Below are 18,778 nucleotides of genomic sequence, written 5' to 3' on the forward strand. Positions count from 1 at the left end.
TGCCAACGTCGGAAGGAAAGAAGCGGGAACGTCGAGCCTGTCAGCGGGCCCCCTTGGCGGTGAGCACCGCCGGCACCGTTTCGAGGAGGACGTACAGGTCGATCCAGATCGACCAGTTGCGGATGTAGAAGCTGTCCTGCTGCTCCTGAACGCCGAGGTCGCCGTCGCTGCGGGCGGAGATCTGCCACAGGCCGGTGAGGCCCGGCGGCACGCTCGCCCGCAGGGTCTGGAAGGCGGGGCCGAAGCGCTCGGTGTGATAGGCCGGGAAGGGCCGCGGGCCGACCACGCTCATGTCGCCGCGCAGGACGTTGAGGAGCTGCGGCAGCTCGTCGAGGCTGGTGCGCCGGATGAAGGCGCCGATGCCCGGCAGGACGCGCGGGTCGTTCCTGAGCTTGCAGAAGCGGTCCCACTCGCGCCGGGCGGCCTCGTCGCCCGCGAGATGGACGGCGAGCCGCTCCTCCGCGTCGCGATACATGCTGCGCAGCTTGTACACGCGGATGGTGCGGCCGTTCCGCCCGACACGGGGCTGGACGTAGAAGGCGGGCCCCGGATCGGTGAGCTTCACCGCCAGGGCGAGGAGGCCGATCAGCGGTCCGAACACCACCAGCGCGGGCAGGGTGACGGCGAGATCGACGGCGCGCTTGAGCCGGAGATTGTGGGGCAGGAAGATCGCCCGGCGCACCACCAGCCCGACGACCGGACCGAGGCAGCGGGTCTGGAGGCGTACGGTCTCCACCTCCGGCGCGTGGTGCGCGACGAGCACCTGCCGGAAGGGATGGCGGGTCAGCCAGGCGAAGCGGGCGGGCTCGCGCTCCCCCGGCGTGCAGATCGCGACCTCGGCCGCCTCCAGAAGGTCCGCTCCCCCCTCCGGGCCGCCCGCCAGTCCCAGAGAGGCGGTGGCACGGAAGGGCTCGACGCCCTGGGCCGGCTCGCTCACGATGCCGATCGGCCTCAGGCCGAGTTCGGGCCGTGCGGCGAGGCTGCGGGCGAGTTCGACCGCGCCCTCGCCGTAGACGATGGTCGCCGCCCCCCACAGCCCCCGCCGGACCAGCCGCGCCCGGACGAAGCCCTCGGCGTAATGCCCCAGCGGGATGGACAAGAGGGCGGCGATCGCAGCGGCGACGGCCCAGGACCAGGGCGCCCCGCTCCCCATCAGCAGGCCTGCGGCGAACGCGCAGGCGGCGGCGAGGCTGCGGCGGCGCAGGCGCTCGATCGGCTCGGCCTCGATCTGCTCGTAGAGGCCGAACACGGCCATGACGCCGATCTGCACCGCGCACCAGCCGAGCAGGCTGGCCGGCGGGATGCCGGGGCTTGCACCGCTGACGGCCATGAGGAGCAGGCTTCCGCCGCAGGCGGCCAGGATGGCGGCTCCGTCGCCGGCGAGCAGAGCGCCCGTGACGATCAGGCGCCGCGCCCGGCTCGCCGCCTCGGAGGAGCGCCCGGACCGTTTCGGACCGAGACGCTCTCCTTGCCGCTCCTGTCCGCGCCGTTCCTGCCCCCGGCGCTCCGCGCCGAGACTTTCCTGCCAGCCGGCACCGCCGGCCGGCAGCAGGCCGGTATTGGCAACCTCGACATCCGGCATGGGCTCGCTCGCGCTCGGGTGACAGGCAAGACAGGGGCAGGGTGGGGAGGACGGGATCGGCCGGCCTATTCGGCGGCCTGCTTAGGGGCCGCCTCCCGGACCTGGGTCTCGATCCAGCGATAGGTGGGCTTGAGCCCCTCGCGCAGGTGGATGCCGGGCTCCCAGCCCAGGGTCTCGCGCAGGAGGGTGTTGTCGCTGTTGCGCCCGCGCACGCCCTGCGGCCGGCTCAGGTCGAACTTCTTATGGATCGTCTTGCCCGCGATCTCGGCCACGATGTCGACGAGGCCGCTGATGTTGACGAGTTCGTCGGTGCCGAGGTTCAGCGGGCCGGAATAGTCCGACTGCATGATCCGGTAGATGCCCTCGACGCAGTCGTCGACATACATGAACGAGCGGGTCTGCTGGCCGTCGCCCCAGATGTCGACGGTGCCGCCATCGGGGGTGTTGGCGACCTTGCGGCAGATCGCGGCCGGGGCCTTCTCCTTGCCGCCGTCATAGGTGCCGAGCGGCCCGTAGACGTTGTGGAACCGCACCGAGCGGGTCGGGAAGCCGTAATCCTCGGTGAAGTACTGGCAGAGCTTCTCCGTGTAGAGCTTCTCCAGCCCGTAACCTTCCTCCGGCGCGGCCGGGAAGGCGTCCTCCTCCTTCAGCGGGATCACGCTCGGCACGTCCTGCAGGTGCTGCGGGTAGACGCAGGCCGAGGAGGAGAACAGGAACCGCTCCACCTTCGCGTCGAAGGCGGCTTTCAGCATCTGCGCGCTGATCATCGTGTTGTTGAAGGTGATCGAGGCGTGCGCGCCGGAAATGTAGCCGATGCCGCCCATGTCGGCAGCGAGGTTGTAGACCTCGTCGACACCCTTGACCGCCTCGCGGCAATCCTCGAACGAGCGCAGATCGGCGAGCACGAACTCATCCGCATCGCTGGGCCCGAAATCGGGATGTTTGAGATCGACGCCGCGAACATGATAGCCGTGGCGACGCAAGTACGTCACCAGATGTCCACCAATGAATCCGCCAGCCCCGGTGACAACTGCGCTCTTCGACATGATCATGACGCCTTTCTGCTTCGGCGTTGACAACTTTATTTCTAGGAATGACTGAGTATATCTTCTCGATGGGCGATCATACTTTCGCGCCTGGCTAATCCTTCAGAAGGATCGTCGCGGTCGCGACGGCGCGGTCAGCAGCTGAAGCGAGGCGCGCAGGAGGAATTCGGGCACGATCCGCCCGTAGCGGCGCCACAGCCGGCGCGGCTCGGTGCCGAGGCGGAAGGCCCATTCGAGGCCATGCCGCTGCATCCAGGCCGGCGCCTGCCGCTTCGTGCCGGCCAGGAAGTCGAAGGCCGCGCCGACGCCCACCATGACCGGCACGTCCAGCCGGTCGCGGTGGCGCGCCATCCAGTATTCCTGCTTGGGCGTGCTCAAGCCGACCCAGAGGATGTCGGGCCGGGCGGCGTTGATGCGGGCGACGATCTCCGCATCCTCCTCCGGCGAGGTAGGCCGGAAGGGTGGTGAGAAGGTGCCGGCGACCGGCAGGCCGGGAAACTGTGCCCGGAGGCGTCCGGCCAACCGCTCCGGCAGGCCGGTGGCGCCGCCGAAATAGTATTGCCGGTACCCCTTCCGGGCCGAGAGGGCGGTGAGCGCGCGCATCAGGTCGGGTCCGTAGACCCGCCCGGTGCGGGGGAAGCCGAGCCGCCGCGCCATGAAGACGAGGGGCATCCCGTCCGGCGTGACGAGGCCGGCGCCCTCGTGGATCGCGCGCAGGGCGCGATCGGTCTGGCACTCGATGACGCCGTGGGCGCCGGTGATGCAGACGTAGTGGCGCTCGCGGGCCAGGATCCAGCCCTCCACCGCCATCACGGCATCGTCCAGGGTGATCGCGCTGACCGGCACCCCCAGGATCGGAACGCGGGGGAGCGGAGCGTTCACGATCCGGTCCTCGCCAGTTCCGGCACGGCCGGTTCGAACGGCGTGACCGTCGAGGAGGAGGCGGAGAGGAGCGCGTCGAAATAGGCGATCGTCTTCGTCAGACCCTCTTCGAGCCCGACCTTCGGGCTCCAGTGCAGCATCTCCTGGGCCCGGCCGATATCCGGGCAGCGCTGGCGCGGGTCGTCCTGCGGCAGCGGGCGGTGGACGATCTGCGAGCGGGAGCCGGTGAGCGAGACGATCAGCCCGGCGATCTCGGCGATGGTGACCTCGGTCGGGTTGCCGAGATTGACCGCGCCGTCGAGGTCGCCCTCGACGTTCATGAGGCGCATCAGCCCCTCGACGAGGTCGTCGACGAAGCAGAAGGCGCGGGTCTGGCGGCCGTCGCCGTAGAGGGTAATCGGCTCGTTGCGCAGGGCCTGGACCACGAAGTTGGAGACAACCCGGCCGTCGTCGCGGTTCATGCGCGGCCCGTAGGTGTTGAAGATGCGCGCGACGCGGATCGGCACCCGGTGGCGGCGCTGGTAATCGAAGAACAGGGTCTCGGCGCAGCGCTTGCCCTCGTCGTAGCAGGCCCGCGGACCGCTGACGCTGACGAGGCCGCGGTAATCCTCCGGCTGCGGATGCACGTCCGGATCGCCGTAGATCTCGCTGGTGGAGGCCTGGAGGATCGGGATGCCGAGGCGCTTGGCGAGCCCGAGCATGTTGATGGCGCCCAGCACGCTCGTCTTCGTGGTCTGGACCGGATCGCGCTGATAGTGAACCGGAGAGGCGGGGCAGGCGAGATTGTAGATCTCGTCGACCTCGACGTAGAGCGGGAAAGTCACGTCGTGGCGCATGACCTCGAAGCGCGGATTTGCCAGATGTTGGCCAAGGTTCGACCGGTCTCCCGTATAGAAATTATCGACGGCCAGCACGTCGTGGCCCTGCGCTACCAGTCGATCACACAGATGGCTGCCGACAAATCCGGCACCGCCCGTCACGAGGATACGCTTTTTCATCGCTCGCAGTCTCCGACTATCGGTCGGTTTCAAGACTAGGAGACTTCGGAGGCGGCCGGCATTGCTGTTTCGAGGAGGATCTAGCGCCCGGCGGCGCGAAGGCGGCTTACCGCCATCGGGGGGCCGGGGCCCCATTCGGGGCAGAGGTGAGGCAGAGTGCGCGGAATCGGTTCCCAACCGCTCCCCGCCCCCGGAACTGGCACCGTCGGACTAACCCGGTCGCGAGCCGGCGCGGGACCGAATTGCCAGAGCCAACGGGAAGAGGCTCTGGCATTCAAAAGGTGTCAGGACAGGCTTCGATCCCCGTCACGCCCCTCTCGCCCTTGCTTGGGGCCCGGCGGGCCACGGGGCGAGGCGGCCTCGTCCCCGGTCGGCGCGCGAGAGGCGGATGCATGCTCGACTTCAGGAACCACCGGCGTTTCGATGGCGGCTTTCGCCTCGGCCTGATCCTCTCTTTCCTTCTCGCCGGCACGCCGCTTTCCGCCGGCGAGCAGGCCCCGCCCACGGATCCGGACCCGGCGGCCATGGCGGATGCCGCCCTGCTTCTGTCCAGCGGCGACAAGGTGACGATGGTCGTGTTCGGCCAGACCGATCTGACCGGCGAGTACGTGGTCGATGCCGCCGGCGACCTGAACCTGCCGCTGGTCGGACGCGTGCGCGTCGCCGGCCTGTCGCCGGAACAGGCGGAGACCCTGGTGCGCACCCGGCTGAACGACGGCTATCTGCGCTCGGCCACCGTCAGCCTGCGGCTCGCCGAGATGAAGCCGGTCTACGTGCTGGGCGAGGTGCGCTCCCCCGGCAGCTACACCTACCGCTACGGTCTGACCGTGCTCGGCGCCGTGGCTTTGGCCGGCGGCGGGCGGGTGGGCGACCGCTCGATCACCGAGATCAAGGGTGAGGTGCTGGCGGCGCGGGAGCGCCTGCGCGGGCTCGAACTCGCCCGGCTCGCCCAGCGCGCCCGGCAGCTCCGGCTGGAGGCGCAGCGGGACGGGCGGACGAGCTTCGTCTCGGACGAGCTGATCGGCCCCGAGGCGGCGGCGCTGATGCGCGGCGAGCAGGAGATCTTCGGCCTCCAGCGCGAGGCCGAGCGGAGCGAGATCGGCCTGCTGCGCCAGCAGGTCGAGCGGCTGGAGACCGAGCGGGCGGCCCTGACCCAGCAGCGGGCGCTGATCGAGGAGCAGGTCAAGCTGACCGAGGCCCAGGTCCGCAACTATACGCGGCTCAGCGATAACGGCCACGGACTCCAATCGGTGCTGGTGGACCGGCAGCGCGAGAATGCCCGGGTCCGGGCCGAACTCGCCCGAATCGACGCCGAGCTCGCCCGCAACGCCACCTCGACCGGCGAGCTCACCCTGCGCCAGCGCGACACCGAGAACGGCTTCCGGCGCCGGGTGGTGAGCGACCTCCAGGCCACCCGCCAGCAGCTCCTGGAGACGGAGGCGAGCCTGCCCATCGCCCGCGATCTCCTCGAAAGCCGTTCCCGGCGGCTCGCGGCCTCCGACGGCGGCAGCGAGGCCAACTCGTGGAGCGTCGAGGTGACCCGCACCCAGCGCGACCGGGCCGTGACCTTCCAGGCCTCGCTGACCTCCCTGCTGCTGCCGGGCGACGTGGTGCAGGTCTCCCCCGCCCGGCCCGGCAGCGCCGAGCCGGCGCCCCGCAAGGAGGGCACGGCCACGCCCGGAGCGGCCTCTCCCGGTCCCGTCTCGCAAGGTCCGGTCAAGCTCCGGAGCTACGCCGAAACCCCCTGAACTTCCTTCAGCTCAGCACGAAAAGGACGCCTGTCGATGCCTGCACGGATCCAGCCCGTCATCCTCTGCGGCGGCTCGGGAACCCGGCTCTGGCCGACCTCCCGCACCTCGCTGCCGAAGCAGTTCGTGCCCTTGCTCGGACCTCATTCCACCTTCCAGCAGACCCTGCTGCGGCTACAGAGCCCGCTCTTCGCCCGGCCCATCATCGTCGCGAACCGGGATCACCGCCACCTCGTCGAGAAGCAGGCGGCGGCGATCGACGCCCCGATCTCCCTGCTGCTGGAGCCGGAGCGCCGGGATTCCGGCCCGGCGATCCTGGCCGCCTGCACCCTGGTGGCGCAGGACGAGCCGGAAGCGGTGGTGCTCGTGCTCCCCTCCGATCACATCGTCACCGAGCCGCGGGCCTTCCGGCGCGCCGTGGCCTCGGCCCTGCCGGCGGCGCGGGCCGGGCGGCTCGTCACCTTCGGCATCGAGGCGGATCATGCCAGCACGGAATATGGCTGGATCCGGCCCGGCGAGCGCGTCGAGGCACGCTGCCACGCGGTCTGCAAGTTCGCCGAGAAGCCGGACGCGGTGCGGGCGGCCTCCTACCTGTCGAACCGGTGGATGTGGAATTCCGGCAACTTCCTGATGCGGGCCGACACCCTGTGCAGCGAGTACGCGGCGTTCGATCCCGACACCGCCGCGGCCGTGTCCGCTGCCGTCGAGGCGGCGGCCGGGGAGGGCGGCGCGACCGCCCTCGATCCCGACAGCTTCGGCCAGGCCCGGAAAACCTCCCTCGACTTCGCGGTGATGGAGAAGACGAACCGCGCCGCCGTCGCCCGGATGCGCTGCGGCTGGTCGGATGTCGGCAACTGGAACGCGCTCTGGGAGATCAGCGAGCACGACGCCCTCGGCAATGTCAGCCGCGGCGCCGCCGAGCTGTTCGAGAGCGAGGGCTGCTTCGTCTCCTCGGACGGGCTCGTCACCTCGCTGGTCGGGGTGAAGGATCTCGTGGTCGTGGCCGAGAAGGACGCGATCCTGGTGGCCGACCGCAGCCGCTGCGGCGACGTGCGCAAGATGGTCGAGATCCTGCGCAGCAAGGGGCACAGCCAGGCCGAGTGGCACGCCTCGTCGCACCGCCCCTGGGGCAGCTACCGGGTGCTGGAGGCCTCCGACGGCTTCCAGGTCAAGCGGATCACCGTGGCCCCCGGCGGGCGGCTCTCGCTGCAGAAGCACCGCCACCGGGCCGAGCATTGGGTCGTCGTGCGCGGCTGCGCCCGGGTGACCGTGGACGACACCGTCGCCGATTACCGGGAGAGCGAGCACATCTTCATTCCCCTCGGCTCGATTCACCGTCTCGAGAATCCCGGCAACGACAATGTCGAGCTGATCGAGGTGCAACTGGGCAGCTACCTCGGCGAGGACGACATCGTCCGCCTCGAGGATGCCTATCACCGCGCCTGACGCCGGTCCGTCATGACAGGCCAGGAGGAGCGGGACACGGAGACCGGACCGGACGCCGCGGCGTCCGAGCCGGCGGAGCGCGGCACCCTGACCCGGCATTGGGACAGCCTGGACGGGGAGGCCGCGGCGCTGCTCGGCGCGGTCGAGCGCAGCCTCGACCGGGACCGCGAGCCGGGGGAGGGCCGGCGCCCGGCCCCGCTCGGCGGGGATCTGCCCCGGCCCCGCCTCAACGGTCCGGGACGCGCTTCGGCCGTGCCCGATCGCCCGAAGCGCTGGATCACCGCCATGCTCGCCGCAGCGGCGCTGACGATGCCCTTCGCCACGCCCGCAGGTGACACCGGAGCGCGGCCCGCATCGCCAGCGACGCCCCCCTCCGCAGCTGAGCTGCGCCTCGGCGGGCATCCCGACGATCGATGAGGGACGAGCCGGCGCCCACCGTGCAGGCGAGGCTTCGGCCTGCCGTCACCGCAGCGTGGCGCGCCGGTTGACCGCGATCTGGACCAGCGCGGCCCGGGACTCGACGCCGAGCTTCTTGCGCATGCTGGAGCTGGCATTGATGACCGTGCGGTAGCTGACCGCCATGGCGCTGGCGATGGCCTCGTAGGACTTGCCCTGGCTCATCAGCGACAGGATCTGCAATTCACGGCTGCTCAGGGTCGCGAGCGGAGCGGGACGGGCGCTGCGGTTCAGCATGGCCACGTCGGTCGCGAGCGCGTGCGGCAGGTAGCCCCGGCCGGCGGAGACCGCGTCGAAGGCCTCGAGAAAGGCGTCGGGGCCGGCATCCTTGAGCACGAAGCCGAGGGCTCCGCTCTCCAGCGCCCGGGAGACGAGCACGGGATCGGCGTGCATGCTGAAGACCAGGATGCGCGCCTGGGCATCCAGTGCCCGGATCCGGCGGATCAGCGAGAGCCCGGACAGGCCGTCGTCGCGGAAGCTCAGATCGGCCACGACGAGGTCCGGCCGGTGCCGGTGGAACAGGCGGTAGCCCGAGACGATGTCGGCGGCCTCGTGGACGGTGCGGATGCCCGCCGTCTCGGCGAGCCGGCGCACCCCCTGCGTCACGATCGGGTGGTCGTCGATGACGAGGATCGTCGTCGGCCGGTCGGGAGCGGGTCGCGGCGCGCCGCCCCGGAAGGAGAGGCGCCCCTCGCTCACGGCTTCCCTCCCGGCGGCTCGGCCGGCGCCTCCCGCGGCTCCCCCGCGGGCTGCTCCCGGGCTTCGAGGCGGGCGAGCGCAGTGGCATGGTCGGCCCCTTGCGCGCGGGTGTTGTAGTAGTGCTGGCACATCTCGCCGTAGAGACTCTTGTGACGGCCCCGAACCGAGGCGACCTCGCCCAGGCCGTCGATCAGGGCGCGATAGGATTCCGTCTTGCCGATCTCCGACAGCATCTGTCCGAGCTGGACGGTGCGGTTGGCGATCATGCGCTTGTCTTCCACGAAGGCGTTGCGCGCCCTGTCGAGGGCTTCGCGCATTCCCCTGACTTCGGCAGCGTCTGCCCGCAAGGGGTGCCCTGCCTCGCGGCCCGCGAGCCAGCGCGCCGGCTCCGTCCCGTCGGTGGGCGAGAGCCAGGCAGGCAGGTCGTCCTCGGCGGTCGAGGCGACGACCGCCTGATCCTCGCTCCGGTCCGACGGCTCGCCACCGCGATCGCAGGCGGCCAGGATCGGGAGGGCGGCGAGCCCGGCCGCGACGGATCTCAGGACGGGCCTCAAGGCGTGCCTCCCTGCGCGACAGCGACGCCGCGCGGCCCCTCGGCCACCGGCAGCCGCGCCACCTCGCGAAGCGTGGCGAGATCGATGACGGACACGGTGTCGGAGAACCAGTTCGCGACATAGGCCTTGCCGTCCAGAAGCGCGATCCCCTCCGGGTAGCGGCCAACGCCGATCCGCGCCTGGATCGTGAGGCTGGCGGCATCGAGCACGGTGACGGTGCCGGCATGCTGGTTCGTCACGAGGATCCGCGCCCCGTCCGGGCTGACGGCGAGGCCGTAGGGCATGGCCCCGGCAGGCACGGTGGCCAGGGCCGTGAGCGACCCGGTGTCGATCACGGTCACGTCGTTGCTGCGCACGTTGCCGACATAGAGGCGGTGCTCATCGGGGCTGAGCGCCAAGGCGAAGGGCGCGGTGCCGACGGGGATCGTGGCGAGCCGGGTCATCCGCGCCCCGTCGAACACACTGACCCGGTGGCTCTCCCGGTCGGCGACGAACAGCCGGCCGGCCCGGTCGAGCACGATGTGGGCCGGATCCCGGCCCGTCTCGGCGGAGGCCTCCACGGTTCCGTCCTCCGCCGAGAGGCGGTCGACACGGTTGCCCGACCAATCGGCGACGAACAGGCTCCTGCCGTCCGCCGGGGCGGCGAGGCCGAAGGCCTGCCCCCTGTACGGCAGACGGCGCAGGATCTCGCCCGTGGCCGCGTCGGCGACGGTGATCGCGTGCCCGTCCGGGTGACTGAGGAACACCAATCCGCCGCCCGTCGCCACCGTGGCGGGGGCGCTCGCCACGGCGGTGCCACCGGTCACCCGCCCCGCCTCGACCCGCGCGAGCCGCGCGCCCTGCTGGCTCGTGACGAAGACCGTTCCGGCCCAGGCGGGCAGGCTGCTCAGCACGAGGGCGGGGACGAGGATGCACGCGGCGAGGACGGGGCTCATTTCGCCTTGCCGCCCTCCACGGCCGCCTTGAGGCCCTTCAGGCCTTCCGAGAAGAAGCCGTTCATCGCCTCGCGGCCGGCCTCGTCGCTGAGATTCTCCGGCGGCTCGTTGCCGGTGTCGCCGCGATAGAACCGGCCCATCCACTCGACCTTGGAGCCGTCGCCGTCCGGGCTCACGGTGAAGGTCGCGGAATAGGAGGAGACCGGCAGCGCCTTCAGGTCCGGGTCGGACATCCGGTAGGAATAACTGTGCTCCTCCGGCTTATACTCGTCCAGGCTCTCGGTGAGCGTCCCGCCGTTCTTGAACGTCACGGTGCGGCTGCCGCCATCCCTGGATCCGCTGCCCTCGGCCTTCGCGACGGCCGGGTGCCACCTGCCGATCCCGGCGAAATCGCCGGCCACCTTCCAGACGGCATCGGGGCTCGCCTTGATCGTGATCGACTGGGAGATCTTCTGCGGCGTCGGGCCATGGGCGAGCGCGGCGGTCGCGGCGAGCGCGAGCGGAAGAACGAGAAGGGAAAGACGCATCATGAAGTCCTGCTTGCGGTGAAGGGAATGGCGCGCGCCCGGAGGGCGCCCGCGAGGAACACGGCGAGGACGAGGGCAAGCGCCCCGGCGCCGAGAAAGGGCCGCAGGTCGAGTTGACCGGGGAGCGGCCGGGGCGTGGCCGCCGCGAGCAGCGGACCGCGCAAACCATCGGGACCGTCGAGATGGGCGTAGGCGAGCCCGGTCTGGGCGGCGAGGGCCTTGAGATGGGCCTCGCGCACCGAGGACAGGTGCTCTTCGCCCTTGGCGACGGCGCCGCCGAAGGGCGCGTTGCGCGGGTTGTAGCCCTCGCGCGATTCCGCATCGGCCGGCGGCGGACCGAAGCGGTTCTCCTGCTGCACGTCGGTCTCGGCATAGAAGCCGGTCTCACGGCCGCGATCGTTGTATTTCGGGATCGGCGACAGGCCGTAGCCGCCGGTCCCGAGGATCAGGCCGCGCACCGCGCCGGGTTTGCCCTCGAAGGGGGGGATGCCGGTGGCGGGCAGCGGCGGCGTCTCCTGCCCGTCGCTGACGAACAGAAGGTCGGTGTCGAGTTCCCCCGCCATGGCGATGGCCCGGTGCAGGCCGGCACTGATGCGGCTGTCGCCCTCCCAGGCCATGCGCCAATCCACAGCCGCGATGGCTCCGCTGAGCGGCGCGACATCGGCGCAGACCTCGATCGGCGCGAACAGCAGGAAGGGGCGCCGCTCGGTGAAGAGCGCCAGGGCCAGGCGCGAGCCGCAGGGCAGTTCGGGGATCAGCGTGCGCAGGGCCGCCTTGGCGAGATCGAGCCGGCTGGCCGGGCGCCCGTCCAGCACGTAGTCGCGCACGTTCATGCTGCCGGTGATGTCGACCACCGCCAGCACCGACACGCCGGAGCGGGTGAGCGGCAGGGGCGGGACGATCATGGCGAGGAGGGCGAGCAGCAGGGAGGCGGCGAGGGCCTGGAAGCGACGGTCGCGCAGGTTCCGCCCAAGGGGGAGCGCCCCCAGCAGGCCGGGCCCCTTCCGCCCGTTCATGGCTCGCCCGTTCATGGCCCGCCCCTGGGCTGGCCGGGGATGTCGGTCCAGATCTGCTTCGGCTCGGCCTTCAGCTCGTCGCCGAACTTCCGGTCGAATTCCGGAAAGTCGCGGATCAGGCGCGAGGCGACGTCGAAGTTGAATTTCGCATCCCAGAAATCCGGCCGGGCCTGGAGCGCCCGGCGGTAATCCTGGCGGGCAAGGGTCACCTGCGGCCCCGCCTTGTCGAGTTCGCTGCGCTCGATCAGCAGGAAGGCCTGCCGGATGCGGGCATTGGCGACGGCGTAGCGGGCCCGCGCGGCAGCCTCGGCCACTCCCCGGCGGTCGAGGGTGTCGAGGAGCGGTTCGGCCTCGCCCAGCCGGTCGCGGGCCGCCAGGAACTGGGTGCGGGCGACGAGGAGCGCGTCCGGTGCCTCCGCCGCCACGGCGATGTCGCGCCCCGCCTCCAGCTCCGCGATGGCCGCGTTGGTGCGCGTGTTCCGCCAAGCCGAGAGAGCGAAGGTCGCCGCAGCCGCGAGCAGCAGGATCGGCAGAAGCACGAGGAGGCGTGGGCGCAGGCTGCGCCAGCCCCGCATCGCCCCCGCGCCGAGCCGGGCAGCGAGGGACGGGGAGGCGTGGGAAAGGGCGGAGGGCATCATGCGGCGGCCCTTCTCGGCGCGGCGGGGGCGGCAACGGTCGCCGTCCGACGGACGGGCGCGCGCGCAAGATCCGCCTCCGCCAGCTTGGCGAGGACGAGGAGGAGCAGGCCGAGGACGGCGAGCCCATAGGCCCAGCCGGTCAGGTCGCGGCGGGGGCGCTCCTCGGTATAGGGGATCGGATCGCGCTCCAGCGCCTCGATCTGCCGGACGGCGCTCGCCACGGCCTCGGCCCCTTCCGCCTCGAAGGCGCGGTAGGGCACGCCGAGGCTTTTGAAGAACAGGTCGAGATGGCGCTCCGGCGCCGCCTGCGGCGTGTCCTCGCCGGCCGGCTTGTCATGGATCGAGGGCGAACCCTTGGTGCGCAGGAACAGCCAGTAGAGGTTCGGCCGCACCTTGGCGAACTCGGCGCGGAGCTGACCCTGGATGCGCGGATCGATCACCGCCGCGCCGTCCGAGACCAGCAGCAGCGCCCGCGACACGCCCGGCGCGCTCGGCCCGAACTGCGACAGGGCCATGCCCAGGCCACGGGCGACGTTGGTGTAATCGAGACCCGGCCGGTCGATGGCGGCGATGGCCGCGCGCACGGCGTCGTGCCGGTCGGTCATCGGCACGACCAGCATCGGCGCCGTCGAGAAGGCGGTGACGGCGAACTGGTCGTGGGCGCGCTCGCCGACGAAGTCGCGCAGGATGCGCCGGGAGGCCGCCGCCTTCGATTCCTCCTCCCCCGAGGGCTGCCGGCCGGCAAAGGTCTCGTTCATGCTGCCGGAGCGGTCGATCAGCATCGAGACCTGCGCGCCGATGCCGATGCGGGTCACCCGCTCGCCCGCGCGGTAGGGCCCGGCGAGCGCCAGGACGAGACCGCCGATGGCCAGCATGCCGGCGGCGGTCAGGGCGATCCGAAGACCGGAGGAGAGGGGGTCTGCGGGAACGGCGGAGACCGAGGAGACCGCGTTGCGCCGGGTGACGGACAGGACCAGCGGCAGCAGCGCCAGCGGCAGGAACCAGAGCAGCCAAGGCGTGGCCGCGCCGAGCGGGGGGAGGAGTGCCACGGGATCACGCGCTCCGCTCGACCGCGCCGAGGCGGCGCAGCAGCCCCTCGATCTCCGGCAGGGGCAGCCTCTGGCTCGCGCCGGCGGTGTCCCGCCCGAAGAAGGCGAGCCGGGAAGCGGCGAAGAAGCTGGCGAGGCCGCTCTCCTGCGGCCGGAACACCGGGTGGCGCGCCAGGAAATCGGGAAGGTCGTCGGCCAGCACCCGGCGGCCATCGGTCTCGTCGAGGCCGCGATGCAGGGCGAGCAGGGCGTCGCGGTACAGGGCTTCGCCCTCCGAGCGCCGCCTGGCCCGGCGCAACGCCTTCAGGGCCAGCGCGAAGGGCCGGCCGCGGCGGCGGCCGAAGATCCACCAAGCCCGGTCATAGGCGAGGAGGAGCAGCGCCAGCACGGCGAGCCCGAGACAGATGCCCGCCGAGGCCAGGGCCGGCTGCGGATCGAGGCGCGGCGCCCGGCCGTCGGGCCGCAGGTATTCGGCGGGATCGTCGCGCCGCTCGGGCTGCACCTCGCGCAGGGGCGAGACGCCGATCTTCCAGGCGGGCACCTGCGCCACCGCCGTGGTGGAGCCGTTGCTGCCCGCGCTCTCGACGGTCACGGGGAAGCCCGGCACCTCGAGGGTGCGGGCGTCGAGGGCGACGTAGAAATCCTGATAGGTCAGGTGCAGCCGGATCACGGCCGAGCCGTCGCCCGCCCGGCTCTCCTCCGCCCGGACGTCCCGCAGGTCGAGCCAGTAGGCGACGGGGCCCGGTTTCGGCAGGGAGGATCGTTGCAAGGTAAAGCCGGGATCGGTGCGGATCTCGGCCTGGACCTGCACGAGGTCGCCCTGGAAATAGCCGAAGGCGCGGGGCGTGCGCAGCTCGACGCCGCGCACCTGTGCCGCGGCCGGCGACGGAGCGGCGAGGAACGCGGCCACGGCGACGAGAAGGGCGGCGGAGGGGGGAGCGCGCATCGCTCTCACGTCGTCATCAGGTGGCGGCTCAGCGCCTCCGCATCGAAGCGGTCGGCGAGCCGGAAGGGGGGGCGGGCAAACGGCGCGCAGATCCGGCGCAAGCGCTCGACGCGCTCCGCCTCGCGGATGATCCAGCGGCGGCGCAGGGACGGGCGCAGGAAGACGAGGCGGCGGCCGGCGCCCTCCAGATCGTCGAGTTCCACCAAGCCCCAGGCCGGCAGTCCCTCGTCCTCGGCGGAATCGGCCAGCAGCACCGGCGTCACGTCGTGGAGCGCCAGCGCGGAGAGCACTCGCTCGATCAGGTCCTGCGGCCAGCGGAAATCCGAGACGAGGAAGATCAGCTTCGGGCGTCCGGCCAAGCGGCGGGCCGCTTCCAGCAGGCCCTCGGCGCCGCGACCCTCGCACGGAGCGGTGCCAAGGCGGGTGGCGGCGGCCTGGGCGGCGGCGTGATGACGGGTCGCGGGCAGCGTCAGCTCGTCCCGCAGGCTGCCGTCGCAGGCCATCAGGCCGAAGCCGTCGCCGATGCGGGTGGCCGAGCGGGAGAGCGCCGCGCAGAAGGAAGTGGCGAGGCCGAACCGGTCGGCGCGGCCGCGGAAGCGCATGGAGGCGGAGAGATCGACCAGCGCGTAGGTCTCCACCGGGCTGCGCGTCTCGAAGCGGCGGACGACCACGCCCTCGAACGGATCGCGCAGGGAGGCGCGCAGGTCGATGCGGCGCGCATCCGGCAGCCGCAGGAAGCCGACCTGATCGCGAAAGGTGCCGAGGCCGCCGGCATCGCGCCCGCGATGGGCGCCGACGCGGTGTCCGCCGGGCCGCCAGCGCGGCAGGTAGACGATGTCGGCCGCGTCCTCCGGGCCGCTCACGGGGCGGGCACCGTCTCGAACACAGCCCGGATCAACTCGGGCACGATCTCGGTGCGCCGCATCTCGTAGACCGGTTCGAGGAAGACGCGGTGGGCCATCACGGCGGGGAAGACCGCCCGGATGTCCTCCGGCACCAACCAGTCACGGCCCTCCAGCCAGGCGCGGACGCGGGCGGCGCGCACGAGGAAGGCGACGCCGCGGGGCGAGGCACCGCCCTGGACCAAGCGGTCCATGTCGATCCCGGACAGCCGGATTCCGGCCGGGCCGGGCCGGGCCAGCGCCTCCCAGAGCCCGACGACATAGGCCTCGATCGCCGGCTCGGCCCGGATCGCGTGCTGGATCGCGCTGGCGATACTGCCGACGCGGTCATGGTCGAGCACGCCCGTGGCGACCTCTTCGGTCAGGCGGTCGGTGTCGTGGAAGCGGGGATCGAACACCAGGGCGCGGCGGACCCCGGCGTCCCGCGGCGCCTCCATGCCGATCTCCATCAGGAAGCGGTCGCGGGCGGCGGCGGGGAGCTCGAAGGTCTCCTCGCGCTCGACCCGGTTGCGGTCCGCGAAGACTTGGAGATGGGGAAAGCGGTACTCGCGGTTGAAGGCGGACACGCTGCGCTCGGCCATGATGCGCAGGAGCAGCGCGTGGACCTGGGGCCGGGCGCGGTTGATCTCGTTGAAGAAGAAGACCGAGAGATCCTCCGCCTGCCGCAGCACCGGGCCGGGCTCCACGCGCGGACGGCCGTCCTCGCCGAGAGAGGTGTGATAGATCAGGTCCGTCGGCATCATGTCGACGGTGCCCTCGACGCGCTCGTAGGCGCCCCCCAACCCCCGGGCCACCGCACGCAGCAGCGTCGTCTTGCCGACACCGACATCGCCTTCGAGCATGACGTGGCCGCGGGCGAAGATCGCGATGGTCAGGAGACGGATTGCCCGCTCCTGACCAATCACGGCCTTGCCGACCTCGCGCTCGAAGCGCGCGGCCGCTTCCCGCCAATCGGTGAGCATCGCGTCGCCGGGGCGCAGAGTGTTCATTCGCCGTGCTGGCCTTTTTCTTTCATGGGCGCCACGCGCAATCCCTCCCCCTCTGCGGGGGAGGGTGGCCCCCGAAGGGGGTCAGGAGAGGGGAGCGCCGCTTCCGCCGGATCAACGCCGGCCGAGAGCGGTACCGTCGTGCTGCCCCTCTCCCGCCTCGCATCCGCGAGGCACCCTCCCCCGCAGAGGGGGGAGGGTGGAGGCACGGCTCAGTTCGCCGAGATCTTGCTGACGTCGTATTCGAACTTGCCGGTCTTCTTGAAGTTCTCGACCCGCTTCTTGTTGCGCTCCTCCATCGCCTTGATGGAATCGGCCTGCTTGTTCAGTTCCTTGGGATCGTGCTTGGGATCGTACTTGGAGCCGGCGATCTTCTCGGGGAAGCCGGGCTTCGGCTCCCAGCAATTGCCCGCCGCCTTACACTTGGTGCCATCGTAGGCGACGGCCGGGCCGGCGATTCCGGCCAGGGCAATGGCGGCGGCGGCAGCGATGAGAGTGGTCTTCATGGTTTCCTCCATTTCTTGAGACTTGCTCTTCTTGGGGCTTACGCGAGCGGCGATGCTGGTTCATCGCCCGCCCCTTGATCGCGCCGGTAGAACCCCGGCTCGAAACCCGAAAGGATCACTCCTCCAGCGGCTTGCACTGGCCCTTGGCGTCCTTCGGGATGACTTCGCCCTGCTTGTAGGGCTTGTAGTTCTTCTTCTGCTCGTCGTTCAGCCAGACGGCATCCTGAACCGGCCCGGTATAGAGGTGCCGGATCCAGGCGATGGTCTGAAGCATCTCGTCGGGCGTCAGATTTTCGTTGTGCGGCCCCATCATGCCGTTGGCGCCACCGAAGATCGTCGAAAACAGGCCGGCATCCGTCGTGTTGGACGGATAGGTCCAGTAATTGTCGTTGAGGCCCGGCCCAAGTTTGCCTTCCGCCAAGTGGCCGTGGCAGCCCGAGCAGGAGGTCGCGAACAGACTCTCGCCGTTGCGCAGGCAGGACTTGTCGTCGATGTAGCTGTTCTCGCCGGTCTGGAAGAACTTCTTCACCGCCGGGGTGTCACGGCCGCCTTCCTTGCCCTGGGTCACATCGAGCGGTTCGCCGGTCACCGTATTGCGGAATACGATCCCCGATTGCGGGGCGGATTGCGGCTGGGCGAGGACGGGCGGGCTGCCCGCGACGAGCGTGAGCCCGAGGAGGGCGGTCCCGATCTTTGTCCGGTTCATCATCGTCTTGTTCTTGGTCCTCATCGTGGTCTCGGCAGTGCGGCCGCTCAATTCGAGACGGGCAGCACGGGCACGCCCTCCTCCTTCAGGATCGCCTCGATCTTGGGCTTCGCCTTCTCAAGGGCGGCATCGATCTCAGCCTTCAGGGCGGTGTCGTCGCGACGCACGCCCATCGACTGGTCGAAGCTCTGCGGCAGCTTCTGGCCGTCGCTGCGGGTGGTGTCGTCGGGCACGGGGGTCATGCGCAGCTTCACGCCGGAATCCCGCACGTAGCGGGCGACATCGGGCCCGAAGGCCACGCCGACATCGGCCTTTCCGGTGGCGACCTCGTTCACCATCCGGGCCGGATCGATCTGGGTGTACTGGTTGCGCGGGGCGCGGAAGTTCACCAGCGAGTAGAGATAGGCCATGTCCTCTTCGTAGCGGCCGATATCCTTGAGCATCGCCTCGCCCGGCGTGCCGAAGCCGACCACCATGTGGCCGATCTCCTTGAGCCGCGGATCGGACCAGGACTTGATGTCGAGATCCCTGTCGGCGCGGGTGAGGAACACGTAGCCCGAGCGGTAATAGGGCTTGCTGGTCAGCACCCGGGGATCGTCGGAATCGAGCCCGACCACCACGTCGCAGGTCTTCTTCTCCAGGCCGTCGCGCACGAGGTAGATCGCGGGCTTGCCGAGCCAGACGAACTGCGCCTTGCGGCCCATGGCCTCGGCGACGGCGGTGGCGATGCGGTTCTCCAGACCGGACCCGTCCTTGATCGAGAGCGGCGGCTGCTCGGCGGCGCAGACGCGCAGGGTTCCGGCATCCGGCTTCGCGGCGTCCGCAGCTTTCTGTTCCTGCGCCAGGGCGGATGCGCACAGGCTGGCAAAGGCGGTCAGAGCGGCGGCCGAGGCGATGGTACGGCGGCGTCCGTTCACGGGCGACATCTGTTCGTTCCTCCGATTTCTTTTTTGAAGTCTTGGCGCCAGGACGAGCGGACCTGCTTTTTCATGTCCTTGTCTCGTCCGTCGCGCGGCTCTCATGCAGAAGGAGCGGGCGTTGCTGGGAGAAGCGACGTCGCACGCCCTGCGGAGAGGGAAGGGAGGGGACGCGGGCCCTCTCGCGGGTCGCCCGGATCCGCGTCCCCCCTGACCATGGCCCGTCCCGGATCCGGGAC

Annotated in this window: 20 protein-coding genes; 3 read left to right on the top strand and 17 right to left on the bottom strand. The window is 70.8% G+C overall.

The window, feature by feature from the left end; genetic code table 11:
- Positions 1 to 40 precede the first annotated feature (40 nt).
- The 4 genes from MZTS_RS09160 to MZTS_RS09175 all read right to left on the bottom strand — a co-directional run bounded on the left by MZTS_RS09160 (position 41) and on the right by MZTS_RS09175 (position 4,508).
- Positions 41 to 1,582, bottom strand: coding sequence for an exopolysaccharide biosynthesis polyprenyl glycosylphosphotransferase (locus MZTS_RS09160; RefSeq protein WP_192283383.1), 1,542 nt, complete (start codon positions 1,580 to 1,582; stop codon positions 41 to 43).
- 65 nt (positions 1,583 to 1,647) lie between these two features.
- Positions 1,648 to 2,628, bottom strand: a complete 981-nt coding sequence (locus MZTS_RS09165; RefSeq protein ID WP_192283384.1) for an NAD-dependent epimerase/dehydratase family protein — start codon at positions 2,626 to 2,628, stop codon at positions 1,648 to 1,650.
- A 102-nt stretch (positions 2,629 to 2,730) separates the two neighbouring features.
- Positions 2,731 to 3,510 (bottom strand): WecB/TagA/CpsF family glycosyltransferase, encoded by a 780-nt coding sequence (locus MZTS_RS09170; RefSeq protein WP_009864180.1) that lies wholly within the window; start codon positions 3,508 to 3,510, stop codon positions 2,731 to 2,733.
- Entirely contained in the window at positions 3,507 to 4,508 is a 1,002-nt protein-coding gene (locus tag MZTS_RS09175; protein ID WP_192283385.1) for a UDP-glucuronic acid decarboxylase family protein, read from the bottom strand. Before MZTS_RS09175 ends, MZTS_RS09170 begins: the two co-directional genes overlap by 4 nt.
- 392 nt (positions 4,509 to 4,900) lie before the next feature.
- On the opposite strand from MZTS_RS09175, the gene MZTS_RS09180 reads away from it, so the two are divergent.
- From MZTS_RS09180 to MZTS_RS09190, 3 genes are read left to right on the top strand one after another with little or no spacing between them, the layout of a single operon-like run.
- On the top strand, positions 4,901 to 6,256 hold the full coding sequence (locus MZTS_RS09180) for a polysaccharide biosynthesis/export family protein (RefSeq protein WP_192283387.1): 1,356 nt from the start codon (positions 4,901 to 4,903) through the stop codon (positions 6,254 to 6,256).
- A gap of 36 nt (positions 6,257 to 6,292) precedes the next feature.
- Positions 6,293 to 7,702 (top strand): mannose-1-phosphate guanylyltransferase/mannose-6-phosphate isomerase, encoded by a 1,410-nt coding sequence (locus tag MZTS_RS09185; protein ID WP_192283389.1) that lies wholly within the window; start codon positions 6,293 to 6,295, stop codon positions 7,700 to 7,702.
- A 12-nt stretch (positions 7,703 to 7,714) separates the two neighbouring features.
- Positions 7,715 to 8,119, top strand: a complete 405-nt coding sequence (locus tag MZTS_RS09190; RefSeq protein ID WP_192283390.1) for a hypothetical protein — start codon at positions 7,715 to 7,717, stop codon at positions 8,117 to 8,119.
- 45 nt (positions 8,120 to 8,164) lie between these two features.
- Here the strand turns inward: MZTS_RS09190 and MZTS_RS09195 are convergent, their stop codons facing one another.
- The 13 genes from MZTS_RS09195 to moxJ form a co-directional block, all read right to left on the bottom strand.
- Positions 8,165 to 8,857, bottom strand: a complete 693-nt coding sequence (locus tag MZTS_RS09195; protein ID WP_192283392.1) for a response regulator — start codon at positions 8,855 to 8,857, stop codon at positions 8,165 to 8,167.
- Entirely contained in the window at positions 8,854 to 9,399 is a 546-nt protein-coding gene (locus MZTS_RS09200) for an MxaH protein (protein ID WP_192283407.1), read from the bottom strand. The genes MZTS_RS09195 and MZTS_RS09200 overlap by 4 nt, the downstream gene beginning before the upstream one ends.
- 8 nt (positions 9,400 to 9,407) lie before the next feature.
- Positions 9,408 to 10,346 (bottom strand): YncE family protein, encoded by a 939-nt coding sequence (locus MZTS_RS09205; protein WP_192283394.1) that lies wholly within the window; start codon positions 10,344 to 10,346, stop codon positions 9,408 to 9,410.
- Positions 10,343 to 10,873: an SRPBCC family protein gene (locus MZTS_RS09210; RefSeq protein WP_192283409.1), complete on the bottom strand. Its 531-nt coding sequence runs from the start codon at positions 10,871 to 10,873 to the stop codon at positions 10,343 to 10,345. Before MZTS_RS09210 ends, MZTS_RS09205 begins: the two co-directional genes overlap by 4 nt.
- Complete coding sequence (locus MZTS_RS09215; RefSeq protein ID WP_192283396.1) at positions 10,873 to 11,889, bottom strand: vWA domain-containing protein; 1,017 nt, start codon at positions 11,887 to 11,889, stop codon at positions 10,873 to 10,875. Before MZTS_RS09215 ends, MZTS_RS09210 begins: the two co-directional genes overlap by 1 nt.
- Positions 11,890 to 11,900: 11 nt before the next feature.
- Entirely contained in the window at positions 11,901 to 12,524 is a 624-nt protein-coding gene (locus MZTS_RS09220) for an MxaK protein (RefSeq protein ID WP_192283411.1), read from the bottom strand.
- On the bottom strand, positions 12,524 to 13,576 hold the full coding sequence (locus MZTS_RS09225) for a VWA domain-containing protein (RefSeq protein WP_192283398.1): 1,053 nt from the start codon (positions 13,574 to 13,576) through the stop codon (positions 12,524 to 12,526). Before MZTS_RS09225 ends, MZTS_RS09220 begins: the two co-directional genes overlap by 1 nt.
- A 4-nt stretch (positions 13,577 to 13,580) precedes the next feature.
- Entirely contained in the window at positions 13,581 to 14,522 is a 942-nt protein-coding gene (locus tag MZTS_RS09230; RefSeq protein WP_210329192.1) for a nonribosomal peptide synthetase MxaA, read from the bottom strand.
- A 5-nt stretch (positions 14,523 to 14,527) separates the two neighbouring features.
- Positions 14,528 to 15,385, bottom strand: coding sequence for a DUF58 domain-containing protein (locus MZTS_RS09235; RefSeq protein WP_009866177.1), 858 nt, complete (start codon positions 15,383 to 15,385; stop codon positions 14,528 to 14,530).
- Positions 15,382 to 16,413, bottom strand: a complete 1,032-nt coding sequence (locus MZTS_RS09240) for an AAA family ATPase (RefSeq protein WP_192283399.1) — start codon at positions 16,411 to 16,413, stop codon at positions 15,382 to 15,384. The genes MZTS_RS09235 and MZTS_RS09240 overlap by 4 nt, the downstream gene beginning before the upstream one ends.
- A 209-nt stretch (positions 16,414 to 16,622) precedes the next feature.
- Positions 16,623 to 16,916, bottom strand: coding sequence for a methanol dehydrogenase [cytochrome c] subunit (locus MZTS_RS09245; protein ID WP_192283401.1), 294 nt, complete (start codon positions 16,914 to 16,916; stop codon positions 16,623 to 16,625).
- A gap of 115 nt (positions 16,917 to 17,031) precedes the next feature.
- Positions 17,032 to 17,625, bottom strand: a complete 594-nt coding sequence (gene moxG / locus MZTS_RS09250; RefSeq protein WP_192283415.1) for a cytochrome c(L), periplasmic — start codon at positions 17,623 to 17,625, stop codon at positions 17,032 to 17,034.
- Between the two features lie 44 nt (positions 17,626 to 17,669).
- Positions 17,670 to 18,548 (bottom strand): methanol oxidation system protein MoxJ, encoded by an 879-nt coding sequence (gene moxJ, locus MZTS_RS09255; protein WP_009865900.1) that lies wholly within the window; start codon positions 18,546 to 18,548, stop codon positions 17,670 to 17,672.
- Positions 18,549 to 18,778 lie beyond the last annotated feature (230 nt).

The sequence above is a fragment of the Methylorubrum zatmanii genome (assembly GCF_014845115.1).
Lineage (GTDB): Bacteria > Pseudomonadota > Alphaproteobacteria > Rhizobiales > Beijerinckiaceae > Methylobacterium > Methylobacterium zatmanii.

Coding starts and splice junctions, on each gene's coding strand:
- MZTS_RS09185 (WP_192283389.1), top strand. CDS start 6,293: ATGCCTGCACGGATCCAGCCCGTCATCCTCTGCGGCGGCTCGGGAACC.
- MZTS_RS09245 (WP_192283401.1), bottom strand. CDS start 16,916: ATGAAGACCACTCTCATCGCTGCCGCCGCCGCCATTGCCCTGGCCGGA.
- MZTS_RS09220 (WP_192283411.1), bottom strand. CDS start 12,524: ATGCCCTCCGCCCTTTCCCACGCCTCCCCGTCCCTCGCTGCCCGGCTC.
- MZTS_RS09210 (WP_192283409.1), bottom strand. CDS start 10,873: ATGCGTCTTTCCCTTCTCGTTCTTCCGCTCGCGCTCGCCGCGACCGCC.
- MZTS_RS09165 (WP_192283384.1), bottom strand. CDS start 2,628: ATGTCGAAGAGCGCAGTTGTCACCGGGGCTGGCGGATTCATTGGTGGA.
- MZTS_RS09180 (WP_192283387.1), top strand. CDS start 4,901: ATGCTCGACTTCAGGAACCACCGGCGTTTCGATGGCGGCTTTCGCCTC.
- MZTS_RS09190 (WP_192283390.1), top strand. CDS start 7,715: ATGACAGGCCAGGAGGAGCGGGACACGGAGACCGGACCGGACGCCGCG.
- MZTS_RS09215 (WP_192283396.1), bottom strand. CDS start 11,889: ATGAACGGGCGGAAGGGGCCCGGCCTGCTGGGGGCGCTCCCCCTTGGG.
- MZTS_RS09240 (WP_192283399.1), bottom strand. CDS start 16,413: ATGAACACTCTGCGCCCCGGCGACGCGATGCTCACCGATTGGCGGGAA.
- moxJ (WP_009865900.1), bottom strand. CDS start 18,548: ATGTCGCCCGTGAACGGACGCCGCCGTACCATCGCCTCGGCCGCCGCT.
- moxG (WP_192283415.1), bottom strand. CDS start 17,625: ATGATGAACCGGACAAAGATCGGGACCGCCCTCCTCGGGCTCACGCTC.
- MZTS_RS09160 (WP_192283383.1), bottom strand. CDS start 1,582: ATGCCGGATGTCGAGGTTGCCAATACCGGCCTGCTGCCGGCCGGCGGT.
- MZTS_RS09175 (WP_192283385.1), bottom strand. CDS start 4,508: ATGAAAAAGCGTATCCTCGTGACGGGCGGTGCCGGATTTGTCGGCAGC.
- MZTS_RS09205 (WP_192283394.1), bottom strand. CDS start 10,346: ATGAGCCCCGTCCTCGCCGCGTGCATCCTCGTCCCCGCCCTCGTGCTG.
- MZTS_RS09230 (WP_210329192.1), bottom strand. CDS start 14,522: ATGCGCGCTCCCCCCTCCGCCGCCCTTCTCGTCGCCGTGGCCGCGTTC.